The sequence below is a fragment of the Paraburkholderia sp. genome, assembly GCF_028283785.1.
GTDB lineage: Bacteria > Pseudomonadota > Gammaproteobacteria > Burkholderiales > Burkholderiaceae > Paraburkholderia.
Map to the genome: position 1 here is coordinate 1,415,871 of NZ_JAPWKB010000019.1, position 20,691 is coordinate 1,436,561.

20 protein-coding genes and 1 pseudogene are annotated in these 20,691 nt (G+C 62.3%); 9 read left to right on the forward strand and 12 right to left on the reverse strand.

From position 1 onward, the window contains the following. Nucleotides 1-90 precede the first annotated feature (90 nt). Nucleotides 91-948: an NRDE family protein gene (locus PW947_RS28520; RefSeq protein ID WP_299635708.1), complete on the forward strand. Its 858-nt coding sequence runs from the start codon at nucleotides 91-93 to the stop codon at nucleotides 946-948. A gap of 24 nt (nucleotides 949-972) precedes the next feature. Here PW947_RS28520 and PW947_RS28525 read toward each other — a convergent pair whose 3' ends face one another. From PW947_RS28525 to PW947_RS28545, 5 genes and pseudogenes are all read right to left on the reverse strand, one after another. Further along, nucleotides 973-1,998, reverse strand: a complete 1,026-nt coding sequence (locus PW947_RS28525) for an alpha/beta hydrolase (protein ID WP_299635709.1) — start codon at nucleotides 1,996-1,998, stop codon at nucleotides 973-975. Nucleotides 1,999-2,157: 159 nt separating this feature from the next. Then, nucleotides 2,158-3,040, reverse strand: a pseudogene (locus PW947_RS28530) (SDR family oxidoreductase). A 71-nt stretch (nucleotides 3,041-3,111) separates the two neighbouring features. Further along, nucleotides 3,112-4,110, reverse strand: coding sequence for an NADP-dependent oxidoreductase (locus PW947_RS28535; protein WP_299635710.1), 999 nt, complete (start codon nucleotides 4,108-4,110; stop codon nucleotides 3,112-3,114). A 59-nt stretch (nucleotides 4,111-4,169) separates the two neighbouring features. Further along, nucleotides 4,170-4,670 (reverse strand): PaaI family thioesterase, encoded by a 501-nt coding sequence (locus PW947_RS28540; RefSeq protein ID WP_299635711.1) that lies wholly within the window; start codon nucleotides 4,668-4,670, stop codon nucleotides 4,170-4,172. Nucleotides 4,671-4,678: 8 nt separating this feature from the next. Continuing rightward, entirely contained in the window at nucleotides 4,679-4,981 is a 303-nt protein-coding gene (locus PW947_RS28545; RefSeq protein ID WP_299635712.1) for a Dabb family protein, read from the reverse strand. 236 nt (nucleotides 4,982-5,217) lie between these two features. On the opposite strand from PW947_RS28545, the gene PW947_RS28550 reads away from it, so the two are divergent. Next, nucleotides 5,218-5,388 (forward strand): hypothetical protein, encoded by a 171-nt coding sequence (locus PW947_RS28550; RefSeq protein ID WP_299635713.1) that lies wholly within the window; start codon nucleotides 5,218-5,220, stop codon nucleotides 5,386-5,388. Between the two features lie 126 nt (nucleotides 5,389-5,514). Here the strand turns inward: PW947_RS28550 and PW947_RS28555 are convergent, their stop codons facing one another. Next, a complete protein-coding gene (locus PW947_RS28555) occupies nucleotides 5,515-6,660 on the reverse strand; it encodes a porin (RefSeq protein ID WP_299635714.1) in 1,146 nt (381 codons plus the stop codon). A 659-nt stretch (nucleotides 6,661-7,319) separates the two neighbouring features. Here PW947_RS28555 and blaOXA point away from each other — a divergent pair. Beyond that, entirely contained in the window at nucleotides 7,320-8,141 is an 822-nt protein-coding gene (gene blaOXA / locus PW947_RS28560) for a class D beta-lactamase (RefSeq protein ID WP_299635715.1), read from the forward strand. Nucleotides 8,142-8,150: 9 nt separating this feature from the next. Here blaOXA and PW947_RS28565 read toward each other — a convergent pair whose 3' ends face one another. Together PW947_RS28565 and PW947_RS28570 are read right to left on the reverse strand one after the other, a co-directional pair. Beyond that, the gene (locus PW947_RS28565; protein ID WP_299635716.1) at nucleotides 8,151-8,879 is read right to left on the reverse strand and encodes an alpha/beta hydrolase; all 729 of its coding nucleotides are present in this window, start codon (nucleotides 8,877-8,879) and stop codon (nucleotides 8,151-8,153) included. Nucleotides 8,880-9,047: 168 nt separating this feature from the next. Continuing rightward, a complete protein-coding gene (locus PW947_RS28570) occupies nucleotides 9,048-9,803 on the reverse strand; it encodes a class I SAM-dependent methyltransferase (protein ID WP_299635717.1) in 756 nt (251 codons plus the stop codon). A gap of 430 nt (nucleotides 9,804-10,233) precedes the next feature. On the opposite strand from PW947_RS28570, the gene PW947_RS28575 reads away from it, so the two are divergent. Beyond that, nucleotides 10,234-10,680: an LEA type 2 family protein gene (locus PW947_RS28575; protein ID WP_299636073.1), complete on the forward strand. Its 447-nt coding sequence runs from the start codon at nucleotides 10,234-10,236 to the stop codon at nucleotides 10,678-10,680. Nucleotides 10,681-10,757: 77 nt separating this feature from the next. On the opposite strand, the gene PW947_RS28580 is transcribed toward PW947_RS28575, so the two are convergent. The 4 genes from PW947_RS28580 to PW947_RS28595 form a co-directional block, all read right to left on the reverse strand. Then, nucleotides 10,758-11,936 carry an acetyl-CoA C-acyltransferase gene (locus tag PW947_RS28580; RefSeq protein WP_299635718.1) on the reverse strand — a complete coding sequence of 393 codons (1,179 nt, stop codon included), beginning with the start codon at nucleotides 11,934-11,936 and terminating at the stop codon, nucleotides 10,758-10,760. 99 nt (nucleotides 11,937-12,035) lie between these two features. Next, the gene (gene pncA / locus PW947_RS28585) at nucleotides 12,036-12,677 is read right to left on the reverse strand and encodes a bifunctional nicotinamidase/pyrazinamidase (protein ID WP_299635719.1); all 642 of its coding nucleotides are present in this window, start codon (nucleotides 12,675-12,677) and stop codon (nucleotides 12,036-12,038) included. Nucleotides 12,678-12,752: 75 nt separating this feature from the next. Beyond that, nucleotides 12,753-14,837: a 3-hydroxyacyl-CoA dehydrogenase NAD-binding domain-containing protein gene (locus tag PW947_RS28590; RefSeq protein ID WP_299635720.1), complete on the reverse strand. Its 2,085-nt coding sequence runs from the start codon at nucleotides 14,835-14,837 to the stop codon at nucleotides 12,753-12,755. A gap of 172 nt (nucleotides 14,838-15,009) precedes the next feature. Then, nucleotides 15,010-16,740, reverse strand: coding sequence for a 3-(methylthio)propionyl-CoA ligase (locus tag PW947_RS28595; RefSeq protein WP_299635721.1), 1,731 nt, complete (start codon nucleotides 16,738-16,740; stop codon nucleotides 15,010-15,012). 97 nt (nucleotides 16,741-16,837) lie between these two features. On the opposite strand from PW947_RS28595, the gene PW947_RS28600 reads away from it, so the two are divergent. The 5 genes from PW947_RS28600 (at nucleotide 16,838) to PW947_RS28620 (ending at nucleotide 20,642) form a co-directional block, all read left to right on the forward strand. Next, the gene (locus PW947_RS28600) at nucleotides 16,838-18,403 is read left to right on the forward strand and encodes a protein adenylyltransferase SelO (protein ID WP_299635722.1); all 1,566 of its coding nucleotides are present in this window, start codon (nucleotides 16,838-16,840) and stop codon (nucleotides 18,401-18,403) included. An 84-nt stretch (nucleotides 18,404-18,487) separates the two neighbouring features. Next, on the forward strand, nucleotides 18,488-18,919 hold the full coding sequence (msrB, locus tag PW947_RS28605) for a peptide-methionine (R)-S-oxide reductase MsrB (RefSeq protein WP_299635723.1): 432 nt from the start codon (nucleotides 18,488-18,490) through the stop codon (nucleotides 18,917-18,919). 86 nt (nucleotides 18,920-19,005) lie between these two features. Next, nucleotides 19,006-19,536: a septation protein A gene (locus tag PW947_RS28610; protein WP_299635724.1), complete on the forward strand. Its 531-nt coding sequence runs from the start codon at nucleotides 19,006-19,008 to the stop codon at nucleotides 19,534-19,536. Nucleotide 19,537: 1 nt separating this feature from the next. Then, nucleotides 19,538-19,852 carry a BolA family protein gene (locus tag PW947_RS28615; RefSeq protein WP_299635726.1) on the forward strand — a complete coding sequence of 105 codons (315 nt, stop codon included), beginning with the start codon at nucleotides 19,538-19,540 and terminating at the stop codon, nucleotides 19,850-19,852. Nucleotides 19,853-19,862: 10 nt separating this feature from the next. After that, a complete protein-coding gene (locus PW947_RS28620; RefSeq protein WP_299635728.1) occupies nucleotides 19,863-20,642 on the forward strand; it encodes a peptidylprolyl isomerase in 780 nt (259 codons plus the stop codon). The last annotated feature ends 49 nt before the right edge of the window (nucleotides 20,643-20,691 follow it).

The window sequence follows — 20,691 nt, forward strand, 5'->3', positions numbered from 1 at the left end:
CGGAGCCTTTCGCGGCGCTCAAACCGCTGAAGCCGGCGTCGTTTCAGACGCGGCATCGCGCGCCGCCGTCACCCTTGCGGAATCTGCTCAATGTGTCTGATCGTGTTCGACTGGCGGCCCGATGCGTCCGGCGCGGATAAATCCGCTGCGGTGTTCACCCTCACCGCGAATCGCGACGAATTTTTGCATCGCACCGCCGAACCGCTGAACTGGTGGTCCGACGCGCCCGGCGTACTCGCCGGCCGCGATCTGCAAGGCGGCGGCAGCTGGCTCGGCATGACGCGCGACGGCCGCTTCGCCGCGCTGACCAACTATCGCGCGCCCGCCGAAATGCGCGCCGACGCCCCCACTCGCGGCATGCTCGTCAGCAACTGGCTGACCGGCGAGCGCGCGGCGACACCGCTCGACTACCTGAACGCCGTCGCGCGCGATGGCGATCTCTACAACGGCTTCAATCTGCTGATCGGCGACTGGACGCGCCGTGAGCTCGGCTGGTATTGCAACCGTCCGCCCGTCGCGATGGGGACGCAAGCGGCGCCGCAACTGCTCACGCCCGGCACGCACGGCATTTCGAACGCCGTGCTGGACACGCGCTGGCCGAAACTGGTGCGCAAGCGCAGCGAACTCGCCGGCCTGCTCGCAACCGACGCGCAACCGCCGCTCGGCACGCTGATCGAGCTGATGCGCGACCCGCGCGTTGCTCGCGACGACGAACTGCCCGCAACCGGTATTCCGCTGGAACGCGAGCGCGCGCTGTCGGCGGCGTTTATCGACACGCCCGGCTATGGCACGCGAGGCACGACCGCGTTGCAGGTCGTCGCGAGCGGCGCGGATCGTGATGTGACGCTGCACGTCAGCGTCACCGAACGCAGCGACGACAACGGTTCGCACCGGATCGTTCGGCCCGGCGATTTCGAACGAAGCTTCAGCTACGACGTCCAGCGATAACGCTGCCGCTTCAAGCGCCTCTTTTCAATCACCTGATTCGATGCCGAACGCGACGCGCAACGCGCGCGCCGCGTCCCGATGCGCGCGCATCACGTCCAGCACGAAACCGCCCATCTTGAAGAACTCGTGGATCATCCCCGCATAGCGCGCGAGCGTCACGCGGTTGCCCGCCGCCTCGAGTTTGTGCGCATAAGCGTCGCCTTCATCGCTGAGCGGATCGTATTCGGCCGTCGCGATCCATGCCGGCGCGACGCCTGCAAAATCCGGCACACGGTCGCTTCCGTCAGTCGCCGAAGCCGAAACCGATGACGGCGCTGCGTGCCGCTCGCCGTGCGTGCCGTCGAGCGGCGCGAAACGCCAGTCTTCGCGATCGTCGGCGTCACGGATGTAGTGATTGAAAAACCACTGAATCGTGTCGCCGCTCAGCAGATAACCGTCGGCGAGTCGCGTGTGCGACGCGCTGTCCTGATGCGCGGACACGCCCGGATAGATCAACATCTGCAACACGAGCGGCAACCCGGCATCGCGCGCGAGCACCGCACACACCGTCGCGAGCGTGCCGCCCGCGCTGTCGCCGCCGACCGCGATCCGCGCCGGATCGATCCCATACACGCCCGATTGCGCGTGCAACCACGCGAGCGCGTCGAACGCGTCGTTCACTGCGGTCGGAAAGCGAAATTCGGGCGCAAGCCGGTAATCGACGGACAACACGATGCACTGACCGTCGCGCGCGAACATCCGGCACAACGCGTCATGCGTGTCCACGCTGCCCACCGTGAAACCGCCGCCATGAAAATAGACCAGCGCGGGCGCGGGTTCGGCCCAACTCGGTTCGACCGGTTGATACAAGCGCGCACGTATCGTCGAACCGTCTCGAACCGGCACGGCGAGATCGTCGACGGCGAACATCGGCGCGCTCGGAATCTCGAGGATCGGCGCGCTTTTCGAATACGCTTCCCGCGCCTGATGCGCGGTCAGCTGGTGATAGGACGGGCGTTTCGCCCGCGCGATCATGTCGAGCACCTGCTCGATCCTGGGATGTAGCGGCATCGGACGGGGACGGCACGAAAGCGCCGCGAAAGGATCACGAGTCACATAAGGTGACGAATAAGGTGACGAAGCGTGACGAAGCGTCTGCCGACGCCCGTTCACGGCGTCGCCATGATGCCATGACGGGATCAGGCGGCGCATCGGGCGCGCCGCGTGTGCTTATTGCAACGGCTTCACCTCGGCCTTCACTTGCGGCTTCAATGACAGTGGATCGGTCGGATTGCGCTGCGCCTCGATATCCGCGTGGCGCAAGTGAACGCTCGGCATGATCGCCGGATGGGTGATGACGTAAAAACGCCGCGAGGCGATCGCGTCGAAGGTCAGCGCGGCGACGTCTGCCGCCGTGATCTTGCCCGATTGCACCGCCCGATGCAGTTGCCTGTCCGCTGCCGCTTGCGATGCAGTCAGCGGCGCGTCGTTGCGCAATGCGTCGGGACGCGCGCGCTCGGCATCCGCGATGCCCGTCGGCACGAAAGCCGGACACAGCAACGAACAGCCCAGCGCTCCGCCGACATGCTGCAAATCGTGATAAAGCGTCTCCGTCAGCGACACGACCGCGTGTTTCGATGCGTTGTACACGCCCATTCGACGACGGCGACAGCAAGCCCGCCACCGACGCCGTGTTGACGATATGCGCAGGCTCGTTCTGCCGCAGCATGAACGGCGTGAAACTGCGCACGCCGTTCGCGACGCCCATCACGTTGACGTTGAAGACCCACGCCCAGTCGCGCGCGGAGCTTTCCCACAGGTAACCGCCCGCGCCGACACCGGCATTGTTGAACAGCAGATGTACTTTCCCGAACGCGTCGAGCGCGGCATGTGCGAGCGCTTCGACCTGGGTGGCGTCGGCGACGTCGGTTGGCACGCCGATCGCGTCGGCGCCCGCTGCGCGCAGCGCCTGGACCGTTTGCGCGAGTGCGTTGCCGTCGATATCGGCCAGCACCAGTTTCATGCCGAGCGCGGCGCCTTTGTCAGCGAATGCGCGACCGAAGCCGCTTGCCGCGCCGGTGATGACCGCGACTTTTCCTCCGAATTCGAACATCGGCTTGTCTCCATGATTCTTATGTTTTGACGCAAGTGCGTTGCACTTGCGCGTGCCGTGCGTGCGCCCGGTCAGATCAGCTTGACGAGCTGCTTGCCGAAATTCTGGCCTTTGAGCAAGCCGATAAATGCTTCCGGCGCGGCCTTCAGACCTTGCGCGATGCTTTCGCGATAGTGCAGCTTTTTCTGCGCGACCAGCGTGCCCAGTTCCTTCAACGCCTGCGGCCACACGTCCATGTGTTCGCTAACGATAAAGCCTTGCACCAGCAAGCGCTGCGTCAGCAACAACTGCGGATACCTGAGCGGCACCGGCTGGCCGTCGTAACCGGCGATCATCCCGCACAACGCGATCCGGCCGAATGCGTTCATCCGCGACAAGCTTGCATCGAGCACCTCGCCGCCGACGTTTTCGAAGTAGCCGTCCACGCCGTCGGGCGTCGCCGCTTTCAGATCCGGATACAGATTGCCGGCCTTGTAATCGACGCACGCATCGAAGCCGAGGGTCTCGACGACATAGCGGCATTTCTCCGCGCCACCCGCGATTCCGACCGCGCGCGCGCCCGCCTGCTTCGCCAGTTGACCGACCACGCTGCCGACCGCGCCGCTCGCCGCGCTGACCACCACGGTTTCGCCCGCTTTCGGCGCGATGATCCTGTTCAGGCCATACCAGGCCGTGACGCCCGTCATCCCGACCGGTCCGAGAAACGCCGACAACGGCACGTGCGTGGTATCGATTTTCTGCACACCGGTGCCGTCCGACACGCCGTATTCCTGCCAGCCGAACATCGCGACGACCTTATCGCCGACGGCGAACTTCGGATGCTTCGATTCCACCACCTCGCCCGCCGTGCCGCCGATCATCACCTGATCGAGCGCTTGAGGCGCCGCATACGATTTCGCGTCGCTCATCCGTCCGCGCATGTACGGGTCGAGCGACAGATAGTGATTGCGGACCCTGAACTGACCGTCCGCGAGCGGCTGCAACGGCGTTTCGACGAGTCTGAAATTGTCGGGCGTGACCGCGCCTTGCGGACGCGACGCGAGCACTAGCTGGTGATTGATTTCAGTCATGACGGTTGTCTCCGTGAGTTCTGTTCGTTCTGGGCGATGGTGGGCGATCGGGCGAAGGGTCAGCCGTCGCTCGGTCCGGGATTCGCCGCAGGGTCGCTGCGCAGACGCTGGTGCGTGACGTCGCGGCCCACCGCGAGTTTGCGCATATATTTGAAGGTACCGAGCGCTTTTGCGACGAAGTGCCCTTCGCTGTCGCGAATTTCGCCTTCGCAATACGCCATCGTGGTGGAGCGATGCAGCACGCGCGCGAAACCGCGCAACTCGCCGCGTCCCGGCTGCATGAAGTTGACCTTCATCTCGACCGTGACCACGCCGACGCCGTCCGCGGCCAGGCTGCGCGCGGCCATCGCAAGCGCGACGTCGGCGAGCGTCATCGTGACGCCACCGTGCGCGACCGCCCACGTATTCATGTGATCCGCGGCGAGCGGCAGCACGACTTCGCTTTCGCCGTCGAGTGCGGACACGACCTGCACGCCCAGATGATCGACGAACGGACTTTCGACCGCCGGTTGCGGCGATGCGGCGCCGTCAGCGGATTGAGGATGTTTGGGATCGACCATGCGGTGCGTCAGACTTCGTAATCCACGCATTGACGCGCTTCGCGCACGGCACCGATAAACACTTTCAGCGCTTCATGCGTGGGATGAACCTGATAGGCGTCGAGCGCGGCCTTGTCGGCGAAATCGGAATCCAGCACGACGTCGTAGGTCGAGTCGAGGCCCGGCGCGGCGATGCCCACGTCGAGACGCAAGATGCCCGGCACGATGTCGCGGCAGGCTTCGAGCTTCGCTTTCATCTTGACGACGTTCTCTGCACGGGTTGCGCCTTCGGCGGACTCTTTGAGCTTCCACATCACGATATGTCGGATCACGGTGTTGTCCTTGCGGGGTTTGTGGTCAGGGTTGATAGTCAGGGAGATAGCGCGAGCCTGTTACTTTAACGGCTTTGCGGTTGTGGTGCGGTTTGGCTTGCGTTGGGGATGCGTCTGGACATTCCCCTGTCGGGCACACCCGAGCGCCCACTGTCGATGATTCGCAGAAATCTGTTCCCAATGCACAGAGACGAACCAGAAATCCGCACATGCGCCGGGCTACTATCAACGAGGGGATGACTTATATATTCCCCGGTGCTGACGAATCGACAACGGGCGATGATTTTCGAGCAACTGCCGCGACGCATCTGCGTGATTTATCCAGGCGACACGAAATGATGCAGGCGTGGGCCGATTGGCTGGAGAACATCGAAAAAGAAGGCGTGAAGCGTTTGCCCCGCATGTAGTCGCGAGGCGCGCATTCAATCATCCTGCCTGCGCCGCGATTCTTGCGTGGGAAACGCGTTGTCGGTACTGAGCAGGTAAACAAAAAAAGCCCGCCGAAGCGGGCTTTGATTTCAAAGCTGAAAAGCTTAGAACTTGTGGCGAATACCCACGATGACGAGTTCCTGCGAGTCCGTACCGTTGTAGCCATACGAACCGATCGATGCGACTGCGTCTTGCGTCGTGCCGTCCGACAGACGTTGCGTACCGTACGCGCGCTGATACGTTGCGACAGCGTAGAAATCGGTGCGCTTCGACAGGTTGTAGTCTGCGCCCAAGCTGAACTGGTGGTAATGAGCCGACGTGTCGCCGCTTGCCGACGTGTATGCGTAGCCGAAGCCCGTCAACAATGCCGGGGTAGCTTGATACGCGATAAAGCCCTTGCCGCTGTTGTATTTCTCGGTGCTTCCGAAGGACGAGAAGCCGTCAGCCTTCAGTTGCGTGTTGCTGTACGACGCACCGAACGTCACCGGTCCGATTACGTATTGACCACCGGCTTGCGCGATGCTGTACGACTTCGCGGACACATAGCCGTCATTGATGTGGCTGTCGAAAATCGAATCAGCCGATGCGCTCGACCACGTACCTGCACGAGCGGAATTGTTCGTCGCGCGCAGATAACCACCTGCCAACGAGAGCGGACCGTTCGCATACGACACACCGCCTGCGTACGTGTAGCCTTGGCCAGCCTGGCCAGCGACACCGCTGAACGAGTACATGCCTTCAAATTGCAGGCCCGCGAACGACGGCGACACGTATTTCACAGCGTTGTTGAAACGTGCGCTGTTGTCGTTGTTGTCCACGTCACCCGGCGTTGCGAACGCCGAACCGAAATAGTTGTCGGCCGTAACAGCCTGCACCATATCGGTCAACGGGTCGTACTGGCGACCCATCGTAACCGTACCCCACGTATCGCCTTGCAGGCCAACGTAAGCCTGACGGCCGAACAGGCGGCTGCCTTGGCCCAATTTGCCCGTACCGACGTCAAAGCCGCCTTCAATCTGGAAGATTGCCTTCAGGCCAGCGCCCAGGTCTTCCGTGCCCTTCATGCCCCAGCGATCACCGCTCAAGTTGCCATTGATCATGCCAACGAGGTTGTCGCTACCGTCTGCGTGATGAACGTAGCCGATGCCCGAATCGATCAAACCATAAAGCGTGACGCTGCTCTGTGCATGTGCAGCACCCGATGCTGCAAGGATTGCGACGGTCATCGACGAGAGTGCGAGCTTTTTCATTGGAGCTTCCTGTTATCCACGTTATTGGAAAGTCATTGCGGAAGCGAGCATACCTCGATTGACGAAACGTGCAATAAAGCGTTGCGAAAATGCAAATAGTCGCAAGCGACCGCAAATTCTGTACAAAAAACAGGTGCGAACGCTGTGCTTCGCGTGGAGCGGCAGCCCAACCACCCTCTAAAACCGGCCAAATTTACCGAATTTCGCTCAAAATACGACAAACCAACTCTGATCGACCGCCGAGCCATTTCAATTTTTGTCGTGCAATAACGAGGATGTCGACGAAGAACGGCCTCAATGGATTGCTCTTGCGTCGCTTATCCGGGTAGGTCGCCAGCACTATTGACAACCGCAGAAAGTTTAGGATTGGAAGCACTGCGTCACCTGGAGTGGCAAACCAAAGCGACCAGGCTTGAATCGCGCCGCTTCCCGGTAACCGCCCCGACGGGGTATTTGATGTCGACGGATTCCGTGAGTTATCTCCGCGTAGTCAACGATATCCCCACCCAGCTCAACAATCGCGTGATTGTTTTGGTCGGCGCTTGTCCGTTGAGTGTGACGCAGGCTTTGGCCATCAAGCGACGTTCGACCGAACTACCAGGATCGTAGACAATTCGCTCTCCGCTCGCTAACAAGCTTGCGCCGATAAAAGAGACGCGATGAAATTTCGAATGCTTGCGCTGGGTGTGACAATCGCATTTACAGGCATGTCAGCACACGCCCATACCGTGTGCACCGCCGTTGCCGACGCAGCCAGCGGCAAAATGCTGATGCAACAAGGGGATTGTTCGTCGCGGACCACGCCCGCATCGACCTTTAAGATCGCGATAAGCCTGATGGGTTTCGACTCAGGTTTTTTAAAAGACGCTCACACCCCGAGCCTTCAGTACCGCCCGGGCTATCCCGATTGGGGCGGCGAAGCCTGGCGACAGCCGACCGACCCGACCCGGTGGATCAAATACTCGGTCGTATGGTTCTCGCAGCAAGTAACACGGTCGTTGGGTATGACGCAGTTTGCAAACTACACAAAGACATTTGATTTCGGCAACGCCGATGTCCGCGGCGACAGCACCCACGACGGACTGACTCATGCGTGGATCGACTCGTCGCTTCAGATTTCTCCATTGGAGCAAGTCGCCTTTTTGACAAAGGTGGTCAATCGCACCTTGCCTGTTAGCAAGCATGCCTATGACATGACCAGCCAGATCACTGAAGTGACCGGGTTATCCGATGGCTGGGATATTCATGGAAAAACCGGCACGGGATTCCCTCGGAACATCGATGGTTCCGACGATGACGCGCATGGCTGGGGATGGTTTGTCGGCTGGGCGTCGCGAAACGGCAAAACGCTTGTGTTTGCGCGCCTCATACAGGATGACGGTGCATTGCCGGGGCAAAAACCAGTTGGGCTACGCGCCCGCGATGCGTTCATCACTGATTTTCCCAACTCGATAGCCAGGCTCGTGCCGGACGGCCAGTAGCCGACCCAATCAACCCAGCCACGATCTCAGCGCCTCGGCAAACGCCACCGGCTGTTCCAGCATCATCAAATGGCCACTGTCTTTGATGACCTGATACCCCGCGCATTCGTCCCACACAGAGTCCGGCGCGTTCCACGCATGCCGCGAGCGCTCGCCCGCGATCAAGTACACAGGATGACGGCTAAAGACTTCCCGCAACGCCGCGGGATAGTCCGGGCTACCGGTCGTTGCGACGACCGACTGGCCCATCGCGCGAAGCGTCGACGCGGGTTGGTGATCGAGCCAGCGCGCGGCGGTGCGTGTCATTTCCGGCGTGGGGTCCTTGACCGCACCGCCAATCCAGGCGCGCGGATCGGCCCGGAAGCCTGCGAGCATTGCGTCGGCATCGGTGGCGCTCATGCGCCCTACCGATGCGGACCAGAATGCATCGTCCAGCGTGAAATTACCTTCTATGTTGACGATTCGCCGGACACACTCGGGATAGGCATGCGCCAGCAACATCGCGATTGCGCCGCCCACTGAGTGGCCCACGACATCGACCGGTGCATCGCCGAAGTGCTCGACGATGAACGCATGAAGATGCTCGACTTGCGCCGGCAGCGAAATGGCGTCCATCGGCACCGCCCGATGACGACCGTAGCCCAACAGGTCCGGTGACTCGTATCGCGTGTCCCAGCCGGAAACATCTAGCGTGCCGATAAAGCCATGAATAAAGACGACCCCTGAACGATTTTCCATACTCTTTTTTAATTTTCCGCGACGCTTCGTTGATGCCCCTACACGACGTCACCGACCTGCGATGACCTCGGGCGAGCGCGCACTATGCTGCCATAACGCACGATCACTGGATACCGCCACGGCGACCGTACGTCAGCATCGGCCCGCCGCATGAATCAACCACACACCTCAACGCAACCACGCCGGCGGCTCTTTAACAGCCAGATGAAGGTTGTTACTGAAGTGATGCACGCGATACCCGAACTGCGCGAACAACGTGTCCAGCGCGAGGCTGCTGTAGATCGTGATATGCCCGTTGCGCGGCGCGATGTACCAGTAGTCGATCGCGCGGGCCGGCAGATGGTCGATCGTCGATGTGGAAAACAGCATCACGCCCTGCGCGTTCAGCACGCCAAGCGCTTCGGCGACGCTCTCGCGCGGCGTGGGCGTGTGCTCCAGCACTTCGAACGCGGTCACGACATCACACGACAACGGCGGCGGCGCGCTGTCGGCCGCATTCATCGGGTCCCAGCTATGCGCATCGACGCCGTGCGCGCGCAGCAACGCACTCAGCTTGCCGTCGCCGCCACCATAATCGAGCAGCACGAGACCCTCGCCCTTGCCGATAAAGTCGAGCACGGTCGTCGCATTATGGGTTGGGCGGCTTTCGACGTAATCGGGATCGACGCGCACGTAGTCGTCGTTATAGATGTGCTGCTGAAAATCCGCTTTCTGCCAGTGGTCGAACGCATTCGTGAAGATCAGGCCACAGTGTTCACAACATCGGTAATAGACCGGCACGCCGGTCAACGGCAAATACATGCCGCCCGGTTCCGCGCAATTCTTGTTGAAATCTGTGACGCCATAAAGCGGCGAATTCCCGCCGCAGATCTTGCACACCGCCACGCTGACGGCGGACGCTTCGGTGACGACTGAAGTTTGCATGACACGCTCGCATAAGGAAGGCGCGCGCTGTGCGCCCTGGACACGGTTGCCGTAGTAGACGCTACTCCCGAATGGCGTAGAGACCCAAGCGAAAGCGTCGATGTGCGCCTTCGGTTCAGCCATTTTCCGGCGAGTCCACGCGGTGTCGGGTTGATGCCTGTCAAGTGCGTCGATTTCTTGAAACAAACAGCAAGAAAGTGACGCGCAGTTAAGCAATGAGGACCCTGCCGGAGGGCCTTCGATTGCAACGGCGCACGCTACAATGCGCTGCTGAAACGTGTTCCCGTTTGCAGCGCCCGCCCGTTCGTTGCGCGCCGCGCACAGGCGGGCCGGTTTCACGCACGCAGCGCGTCGCTCCACTCATTCACCGTTCGCCATCCGAGGTGCATTCATGTCTATTTTTCGTGTGCTCGCACTGGTCGCGGCGTTGATGTTCAGCGGGATGTTGAGCAGTTGCGCGAGCATGTTCGGCAGCGACCCGTTGCGGGTGAACATCGTCGGATTGAGTCCGCTGAGCGGTCAGGGCATGGAAACGCGCTTCACACTGAAACTGCGCGTGCAGAATCCGAACGACGGCGCGATCCAGTACAGCGGCGTATCGCTCGATCTGTTGCTCAATGGCTTGCTGTTTGCCAGCGGTGTCAGCGCTCAGTCGGGCACCGTGCCGCGCTTCGGCGAGGCAGTCATCGAAGTGCCGATGACCGTGCCCGCGCTCGCGGCGATGCGGCAGGCGCTGTCGGTGGCGAAGAACCCGACGCCGGGCGAATACCCGTATATGATGCGCGGCCGTTTCGCGACCAGCATGTGGACCGGCGGCACGCGCTTCGTCGAACAAGGTTCGCTGTCGCTGTCGAGTCTCGGACTGGCCGGCGAGTAAGACCGGCCGGCCAGCCTTGTCGGACGGTCAACGTCAGGCGGTCAACGTCGACCGTTGACCGTTTCGACCATTGACCGTCAGACGATCTCGAACAGACCCGCGGCGCCCTGACCGCCACCGATACACATCGTCACCACGACGAACTTCGCGCCGCGCCGCTTTCCTTCGATCAGCGCGTGGCCTGTCAGCCGCGCGCCCGACACGCCGTACGGATGGCCGACCGCAATGGCGCCGCCGTTCACGTTCAGCTTGTCGTGCGGAATGCCGAGCGTGTCGGCGCAATACAGCACCTGCACCGCGAACGCTTCGTTCAATTCCCACAAATCGATATCGCTGACTTTCAGTCCGGCCTGCTTCAGCAGCTTCGGCACCGCGAACACCGGACCGATGCCCATTTCGTCCGGCTCACATCCGGCCACTGCGAAGCCGCGGAAAATGCCCAGCGGTTGCAGGCCTTCGCGCGCGGCCGCCGCCGCATTCATCACCACGCAAGCCGACGCGCCATCGGAAAACTGGCTCGCGTTACCGGCCGTGATCACGCCGCCCGGCATCGCGGTGCGGATCTTCGACACGCCTTCGAGCGTCGTGTCGGCGCGGATGCCTTCGTCGGCGGAGATCGTCACTTCCTTCGTGAACAGCTGGCCGGTGGCTTTGTCCGCGACACCGGCCAGCACGGTCATCGGCACGATCTCGTCGTTGAAGCGGCCTGCTTCCTGAGCCGCCGCCGCGCGTTGCTGCGAGCGCACGCCGTATTCGTCCTGACGCTCCTTCGAGATCGAATAGCGCTTCGCGACGTTCTCGGCGGTTTGCAGCATCGACCAGTAAATTTCCGGCTTGTTTTTGGCCAGCCAGCTATCGGCGAGCATGTGCTGGTTCATTTCGTTCTGCACGCACGAGATCGACTCGACGCCGCCCGCGACGAATACGTCGCCCTCGCCCGCGATGATCCGCTGCGCGGCAAGCGCGATCGTCTGCAAGCCCGACGAGCAGAACCGGTTGACCGTCATGCCCGGCACGCTCACCGGCAAACCGGCGCGCAGTGCGATCTGGCGCGCGATGTTCATGCCGGTCGCGCCTTCCGGGTTCGCGCAACCCATGATCACGTCTTCGACTCGCGCCGGGTCGATCTTTGCGCGCTCGACGGCGGCTTGCGTCACGTGACCGCCCAGCGTGGCGCCGTGCGTCATATTGAAAGCGCCGCGCCACGATTTGGCGAGGCCCGTGCGGGCGGTCGATACGATTACGGCGTCAGTCATGCATGTCTCCTGCTTCCAGTGTTGGGTGTCGGTTCACTGCGTCGGATTGCGTGGCGAGGCGCGACGGGTTGCCGGCACCGCCCCATGCAACCGCAGCCATCAACGCAGCGCGTCGGCGGCTTGCACGCGGGCGATGCCCGCTGCGTGCAGGTCGCGCCATGCGGCGTCGAGCGAACCATTGAGATCGATCGCGCGGCTTGCGTCTTCGATCACTGAAACGTCAAATCCCGCTGCGCGTGCGTCGAGCGCCGACCACGCCACGCAGAAATCCGTGGCGAGCCCGCAGCACCACACGCGCTTCACGCCGAGTTCGCGCAGATAGCCGGCGAGGCCGGTGGGCGTCACGCGATCCGCTTCGACGAAGGCCGAATAGCTGTCGACGTCCACGTGTTGCCCTTTGCGGATCACCGCTCTCGCGCGCACCGCCGTCTCGCACAGCCCGCGATGCAGCGCGGCGCCCGGCGTGTCCTGCACGCAATGCGACGGCCACAATACCTGCTCGCCGTACGGCAGTTCGATCTTCTCGAACGGCACGCGGTGCGCATGATTGGCGGCAAACGAAACATGCGCGGCGGGATGCCAGTCTTGCGTCAGCACGACGTGCCGGAACGCGGACGCGATCCCCTCGATGACCGGCACGATCTCGTCGCCATGCGCGACCGCCAAGGCGCCGCCCGGCATGAAGTCGTTCTGTACGTCGATCACCAGCAGGACTTCGTCCACGCCTCTTGCGTTGTGCATCGTGAGCTCCGTTGCTGCGGTTGAGCTGCGATTGGGCTGCGGTCGGGTTCGGCTACGCGGGTTCTGCCGTTCGCGTCAGCGATTGAATCCGCGGCCCTGCTGCGCCAGTTCGCCAATCGACGATGCCGCCTTCCACGCGTCGCCGTTCGGCTGCGACGCATAGCGGCGAATCGCGCGCTCGACGTTGTACAAGCCGACCGTATCCGCGTAGAGCATCGGGCCGCCGCGATAGAGCGGGAAGCCGTAACCGGTCAGATAGACCATGTCTATATCCGACGCCTTCGACGCAATGCCTTCTTCGAGGATCTTCGCGCCTTCGTTGGCAAGCGCGAACACGAGGCGCTCGACGATCTCGTCGTCGGAAATCTTGCGACGCGTCGCGCCGGTTTCCTGCGAATACGCGACGATCATGTCGTCCACGAGTTTCGACGGATGCGCGTTGCGGTCGCCCGCCTTGTAGTCGTACCAGCCGCCGCCCGTCTTCTGGCCGAAGCGGCCGGTTTCGCACAGCCGGTCGGCGATCTTCGAATAGTGCATGTCCGGCTGCTCCTGATAGCGACGCTTGCGGATCGCCCAGCCGATATCGTTACCGGCGAGGTCGCTCATCCGGAACGGGCCCATCGCGAAGCCGAATTTCTCGATGGCCTTGTCGACCTGCGCGGGCAGCGCGCCTTCTTCGAGCATGAACAGCGCCTGGCGGATGTACTGCTCGACCATCCGGTTGCCGATAAAGCCGTCGCACACGCCCGACACCACCGCCGTCTTGCGGATCTTTTTCGCGAGCTTCATCACCGTGGCCAGCACGTCTTTGGACGTGTGCTCGCCGCGCACCACTTCGAGCAGCTTCATCACGTTGGCCGGGCTGAAGAAGTGCATGCCGATCACGTCCTGCGGACGCTTCGTGAACGCGGCGATCCTGTTCACATCCAGCGTGGACGTGTTCGACGCGAGGATCGCGCCGGACTTCGCCACTTCGTCGAGTTGCCGGAACACCTGTTCCTTGACGCCGAGTTCTTCGAACACGGCTTCGACGATCAGGTCGGCATTTTTCAGGTCGTCGTACGAGAGCGTCGGACGCAGCAGCGCGAGGCGCTGTTCGAGCGCATCGGCGGTGAGCTTGCCTTTCTTGACGTTGCCTTCGTAATTCTTGCGAATCGTCGCGAGACCGCGATCCAGCGCATCCTGCTTCGTTTCGAGCAAGGTGACGGGGATGCCCGCGTTCAGGAAGTTCATCGCGATGCCGCCGCCCATCGTGCCCGCGCCGATCACCGCAACCGACTTGATGTCGCGCACCGGCGTGTCGGACGGCACATCGGGAATCTTGCTGGCCGCGCGCTCACCGAAAAACGCGTGACGCAGCGCGCGGCTTTCCGGCGTCTGCACCAGCGCCATAAAGCATTCGCGTTCGACCGCGAGGCCTTTGTCGAAACCGTTCAGCACGCCCGCTTCGACCGCGTCGATGCACTTGTGCGGCGCCGGGAACTGCTTTGCGAGCGTCGCGACGGTATTGCGCGCGAACTGGATAAAACCTTGCGCCTCAGCATGCACGATCTTGCGATCGCGAACCTTCGGATGCGGGCCTTTCTGTGCGCCCACTTTCGTCGCGAACGCGAGCGCCGCTTTCGCCAGATCGCCTTCGACGACTTCGTCGAACAGGCCCGATCCGGCCAGCTTCTCCGACATCACGACATTGCCCGACACGATCATGTTCAGCGCGGCTTCGAGGCCGATCGCGCGCGGCAGACGTTGGGTGCCGCCCGCGCCCGGCAAGATGCCGAGTTTCACTTCGGGCAGTGCGATCTGCGCGCCGACGGCCGCGATCCGGTAATGCGCGCCGAGCGCGAGTTCGAGACCACCGCCCATCGCGACGCTGTGGATCGCGGCCACGACCGGCTTCGCGCTGCCTTCGACGGCCTTGATGACCGTGCCGAGCGTCGGTTCCTGAGTGGCTTTCGGCGTGTTGAATTCGGTGATGTCGGCGCCGCCCGAGAATGCCTTGCCGGCGCCCGTCAGCACGATCGCCGTGACGGCCGGGTCCTGTTGCGCCCGTTCGATGCCTTCGACGATGCCGGCTCGTGTCGACAGACCGAGCCCGTTGACCGGAGGGTTGTTCAGCGTGATAACGGCGACGCCGTCGTGGGTTGTGTAATCCACTGCCATCTGTCTGCCTCCATGTGAGGAAGCGGCGCGTCGTGCGCCGCCCATCCCAACTTTCGGACGCGCTCAACCGACGTGGTCAGCTGGCGCGATTCCCGTGCCGGTTCATTGTCCGACATTCCGGGTCAGCAGGCAGAATACACAAAAAAGCACGCTCGTTCAATTTCAAAACAGCTTATTGAACGGAAGGGTTTTCCCTCGTGCCGGCGAGCGGCGTGGACAGATCGAGTGCGGCGTCGTCCAGCGGCGTCAGCGGACAGCCTTCGATGCCGACCGACGAAGGCAGAACATGATCGCGGAACCGTTCGCGCAGCTTCAGTTTTTGCAACTTGCCGGTGGCCGTGTGCGGCAGTTCGTCGACGAATGCGACGTCATCGGGAATCCACCATTTCGCGACCTTGCCGTCGTAAAACGCCAGCAGCGCTTCGCGGCTCACGTCCATGCCCGCGCGTTTGACGACGACCAGCAACGGCCGCTCGGTCCACTTCGGATGCGAACAGGCGATGCACGCGGCTTCGGCCACGGCCGGATGCGCAATCGCGACGTTCTCGACGTCGATCGAGCTGATCCATTCGCCGCCGGACTTGATCACGTCCTTGCTGCGATCGGTAATGTTCAGAAAGCCGTCGCGGTCGATGGTGGCGACGTCGCCGGTCGGAAACCAGCCGTCGATCAGCGGCGACTCGTCCTTGCGGAAATACCGGTCGATCACCCACGGACCCCGCACGTGCAGATCGCCGAATGCGACGCCGTCCCACGGCAGATCGCGGCCGTCGTCGCCGACGATCTTCATGTCCACGCCATACAGCGCATGACCCTGCTTTTCGCGCAGCTTGCGCTGTTCGGCTTTCGGACGCTGCGACTGTTCCCACGTGAGTTTCGCGAGCGTGCCGAGCGGCGACATCTCGGTCATGCCCCACGCATGAATCACCTCGATGCCGTACTCGTCCTCGAACGTGCGCAGCATCGCGGGCGGACAGGCCGAGCCGCCGATCACCGTCCGCTCCAGCGACGTGAAGCGCGCCTTCGCGTCGCGCAGATGGTTCAGCAAACCGAGCCACACGGTCGGCACGCCCGCCGAATACGTGACGCGCTCCGCTTCCATCAATTCGTACAGCGACTTGCCGTCGAGATCCTTGCCGGGAAACACCAGTTTCGCGCCCGTCAACGGCGCGGCGTGCGGAATGCCCCATGCGTTGACGTGAAACATCGGGACCACGGGCAGCACGGAATCGCGGGCGGACAGGCACATCGCGTCGGGCATCGATGCGCCCATCGCGTGCAGCACGGTCGAGCGATGCGTGTACAGCGCGCCTTTCGGATTGCCGGTCGTGCCCGACGTGTAGCACAGGTAAGACGCCTGCCGCTCGTCGATCGCGGGCCATTCGAAGTCGCCGTCCTGTGCGTCCAGCAGCGTCTCGTAGCACAGCACCGGGGTTTGCATCGTCAGCGGCATATGCGCTTCGCCGGTCATCGCGATCCAGCCGCGCACCTTCGGACAATGCGGCGCGAGCGCGTCCACCAGCGTCGCGAACGACGTGTCGAACAGCACGAAACTGTCGTCCGCGTGGTTGACGATGTACGCGATCTGCTCGGGAAACAGCCGCGGATTGATGGTGTGACAGACCGCGCCGAAACCAGCCGTGCCGTAATAGGCTTCGAGATGCCGGTAGCCGTTCCACGCGAGCGTCGCGACGCGTTCGCCGGATTCAACGCCGAGCGCGATCAACGCCTGGGCCAGCCGTTTCGCGCGGCGCTCGCAGTCGCGATAGGTGTACCGGTGCAGATCACCTTCGATGCGCCGCGACACGATCTCGGTATCGCCGAAATGCCGGGCGGCATGTGCAATCAACGACGACACCGTAAGCGGCACGTCCATCATCTGTCCATACAGCGGCATCGTCATATGCGGGTGTCTCCTCGCCTGTTTCTGTTTGGGTTGCGGCTCCGTGCAACGCCGCTAGCGCGGATTTACAATATCGGTTAATCCAGAGGCGCTCAACATGTCGTTTTCCCCAAGCATTACCGGCTTGTCCGGCCCGCTCGCGGCCTTCACCGACCGGCTCGGCACGTCGCAAGACGACGCCTTCGCGCGGCTCGGCGCGGTGTTCGTCACGCGTTTGCCCGCGGCGCCGTTGGCCGCGCCCTATCTCGTCGGGTTCTCGAACGAAACGGCCGAACTGCTCGGTTTAGAGCCTTCCCTCGCTCACGACCCCGGCTTCGCAGAGTTCTTTTCCGGCAACACGACGCGCGACTGGCCGTCGGCGGAGATGCCGTATGCATCGGTGTATTCGGGGCATCAGTTCGGCGTGTGGGCCGGTCAGCTCGGCGACGGGCGCGCGCTCGGGTTCGGTGAAGTCGAACACGACGGCAAGCGTTTCGAACTGCAGCTGAAGGGCGCCGGACGCACACCGTATTCGCGGATGGGCGACGGTCGCGCGGTGCTGCGCTCGTCGATCCGCGAGTTCCTGTGCTCCGAGGCGATGCATCATCTCGGCATTCCGACCACGCGCGCGCTGTGCGTGACCGGCTCGGATCAATCGGTGCGCCGCGAAGAGATCGAAACGGCGGCGGTCGTCACGCGCGTCGCGCCCAGCTTTATCCGGTTCGGGCACTTCGAGCATTTCTATTCGAACGACCGCGTCGACGCGTTGCAGGCGCTGGCCGATCACGTGATCGCGCGTTTCTATCCGCATTGCCGCGACGCGGAAGATCCGTATCTCGCGCTGCTGAACGAAGCCGTGATGTCCACCGCCGACACGGTCGCACAATGGCAGGGTGTCGGTTTCTGCCACGGCGTGATGAATACGGACAACATGTCGATCCTCGGTCTGACGATCGATTACGGCCCATACGGTTTCATGGACGGCTTCGACGCGAACTACATCTGTAACCATTCGGACTCGCAAGGCCGGTATGCGTACCGGATGCAGCCGCAGATCGCGTACTGGAACCTGTTCTGTCTCGCGCAGGGTCTGTTGCCGCTGCTCGGCGCGCAACATGAAGAGAGCGTGCGCAGCGAAAAAGCCATCGAAGACGCGCAGCGCGTGCTCGAAGGTTTCAAGGGCCGTTTCGCGCCCGCACTGGAACGGTTGATGCGCGCAAAACTCGGCCTCGAACTCGAACGCGACGGCGACGACGCACTGGTGAACCGGCTGTTCGACGCGACGAACGCGAACCGCGCGGACTTCACGCTGACATTCCGCAATCTGGCGAAACTGTCGAAAGCCACGCCGCCCGAAGCCGCCGCCGATGCACCGGTGCGCGATCTGTTTCTGGACCGCGCCGCGTTCGATGCGTGGGCGGTCGAATATCGCGCGCGCCTCGCGGAAGAAACCCGCGACGACGCCGCGCGCGCCATTGCAATGAACCAGGTCAACCCCAAATTCGTACTTCGCAATCACCTGGCGGAATCCGCGATCCGCAAAGCGAAAGAAAAAGATTTCTCCGAGGTGGAACGGCTGGCAAGCGTGTTGCGCCGTCCGTTCGACGAACAGCCCGAAAACGCGTCGTACGCCGGTTTGCCGCCGGATTGGGCCAGTTCGCTGGAAGTGAGCTGCTCCTCGTGAAACCGTGACAGCCGTTTCCCGTCACGTCGTTACGCCAATACTTCGTCTCAACCTGCGCCACGCACTCTCAGACAGGACCCGACCATGAACTCCGACGATCTCAACACCCGCCCGCAGTCCGATCAGCCTGCCGTTCAGAAAGACGACGCCGAATGGCGCAAGCAGCTGTCCGAAACCGAATATCAGGTGACGCGCCACGCCGCCACCGAGCGTCCGTTTACCGGCCGTTACCACGATCACTGGGATCGCGGCATCTACGATTGCGTCTGCTGCGGCACGCCGCTGTTCGAATCCGACACCAAGTTCGACGCCGGTTGCGGCTGGCCGAGCTACTTCAAACCGATCGACGGCGAGGTGATCGCCGAGAAAACCGACCGCTCGCACGGCATGCTGCGCATCGAGGTGCAATGCAAGAATTGCGGCGCGCATCTGGGTCACGTGTTCGAGGACGGCCCGGCGCCGACCGGCCAGCGGTACTGCATCAATTCCGCTGCGCTACAATTCGAGCCCAGGTAACGCACTGACGCGCGCGCAGCGCATGCCGCGCGTGTCGCGCGCGCGGCCACCCTTCACTTCCGAATTCGCGAATTCCCGCCCAGATAATGAAATTCCTGTTCGATCTGTTTCCGATCATCCTGTTCTTCGTCGCGTTCAAGCTCTGGGGCATTTTCACGGCAACGGCAGTCGCGATCGTCGCCACGCTGGTGCAGATCGCGTGGGTCGCGTTCCGGCACCGCAAGGTCGATCCGATGCTGTGGGTCAGCCTCGGCGTCGTCACCGTGTTCGGCGGCGCGACGCTCGTGCTGCACAACGACACCTTTATCAAGTGGAAGCCCACCGTGCTGTACTGGGCGTTTTCGGTCGCGTTGATCGTGTCGCAGATGGCGTTCAACAAGAATCTGATCGAAGCGATGATGGGCAAGCAGATCACGTTGCCGCACGCAATCTGGAGCAAGCTGAACGTCGTCTGGGCCGTATTTTTCGTGCTGCTCGGCATTCTCAACCTGTTCGTCGCGTACAACTTCACGACCGATCAATGGGTCAATTTCAAGCTGTTCGGCGCGACCGGCTGTCTGGTGGTGTTTATCGTCGGCCAGAGTTTGTGGCTGTCGAAGTATATGAAGGAAGAATGACATGAGCGCCAATCCGTTTCTGAACGCGACCACCGCCGAGCGCGCCGCGTTGATCGAAACGCGCATCGCAGCGGCGCTCGCGCCGGTGCAATCCATCGAGGTTCGCGACGACAGCGCACAGCATGCAGGTCATGCCGGCGCCGAGGCCGGCGGTCACTTTACCGTCACGATCGTGGCGGCCGTTTTCGCCGGTAAAGCCCGCGTGGCGCGGCATCGACTGGTGTATGATGCGCTGGCCGATGCCATGCAGCGCGGCATTCACGCCCTCGCAATCACGGCTTACACGCCCGAAGAATTCGCTTTGCTGTCCCGTTAGGAAACTGCCGATGACCTTGAAGAAAACCCGTCTCTGGGTATTGCTGGCTGCGTGTGCAGCCGCGCCTGCGTTTGCACAGAATGTTGCCGTCGTCAACGGCACGCCAATCCCTAAAGCGCGCGTCGATGCGCTAGTGAGCCAGTTGGTGCATCAAGGCCAGCAAGACACGCCGCAGTTGCAGATGGCCGTGCGCGAAGAACTGGTGAACCGCGAAATCCTGATGCAGGAAGCGGCACGTAAAGGCATCCCGAACCGCACCGACGTGAAGGCGCAAGTCGCCGTCGCGCAGCAAACCGTGGTGTTGCGTGCGCTAATCGAAGACTTCGTGAAGACCCACGCCCCCACCGACGACGAAATCAAGGCGCGTTACGACTCGCTGGTCAAAGATGCGGGCGGCAAGGAATATCACCTGCACCACATCCTCGTCGATAACGAACAACAGGCGAAGGATCTGATCGCGAAGATCAAGGGTGGCGCAAGCTTCGAAGATCTGGCCAAGCAGTTCTCGAAAGACCCGGGATCGGGCAAGAACGGCGGCGACCTGGACTGGTCCGACCCGAAGGCTTATGTGCCCGAGTTCGCCGATGCGGCAACGCATCTGAAGAAGGGTGAAATGACGGACACGCCGGTGCATACGCAATTCGGCTGGCACATCATCCGCCTCGACGACACGCGCGACATCACACCGCCGCCGCTCGAACAGGTCAAGGCTCAGATCGTCCAGCAGATTCAGCAGGAAAAGCTGCAAGCGTACGAAGAGTCGCTGCGCAAGAACGCGAAGATTCAGTAACGCGTTTTTCCGCTCAACAAAAAAGCCGCCCGAGGGCGGCTTTTTTGTT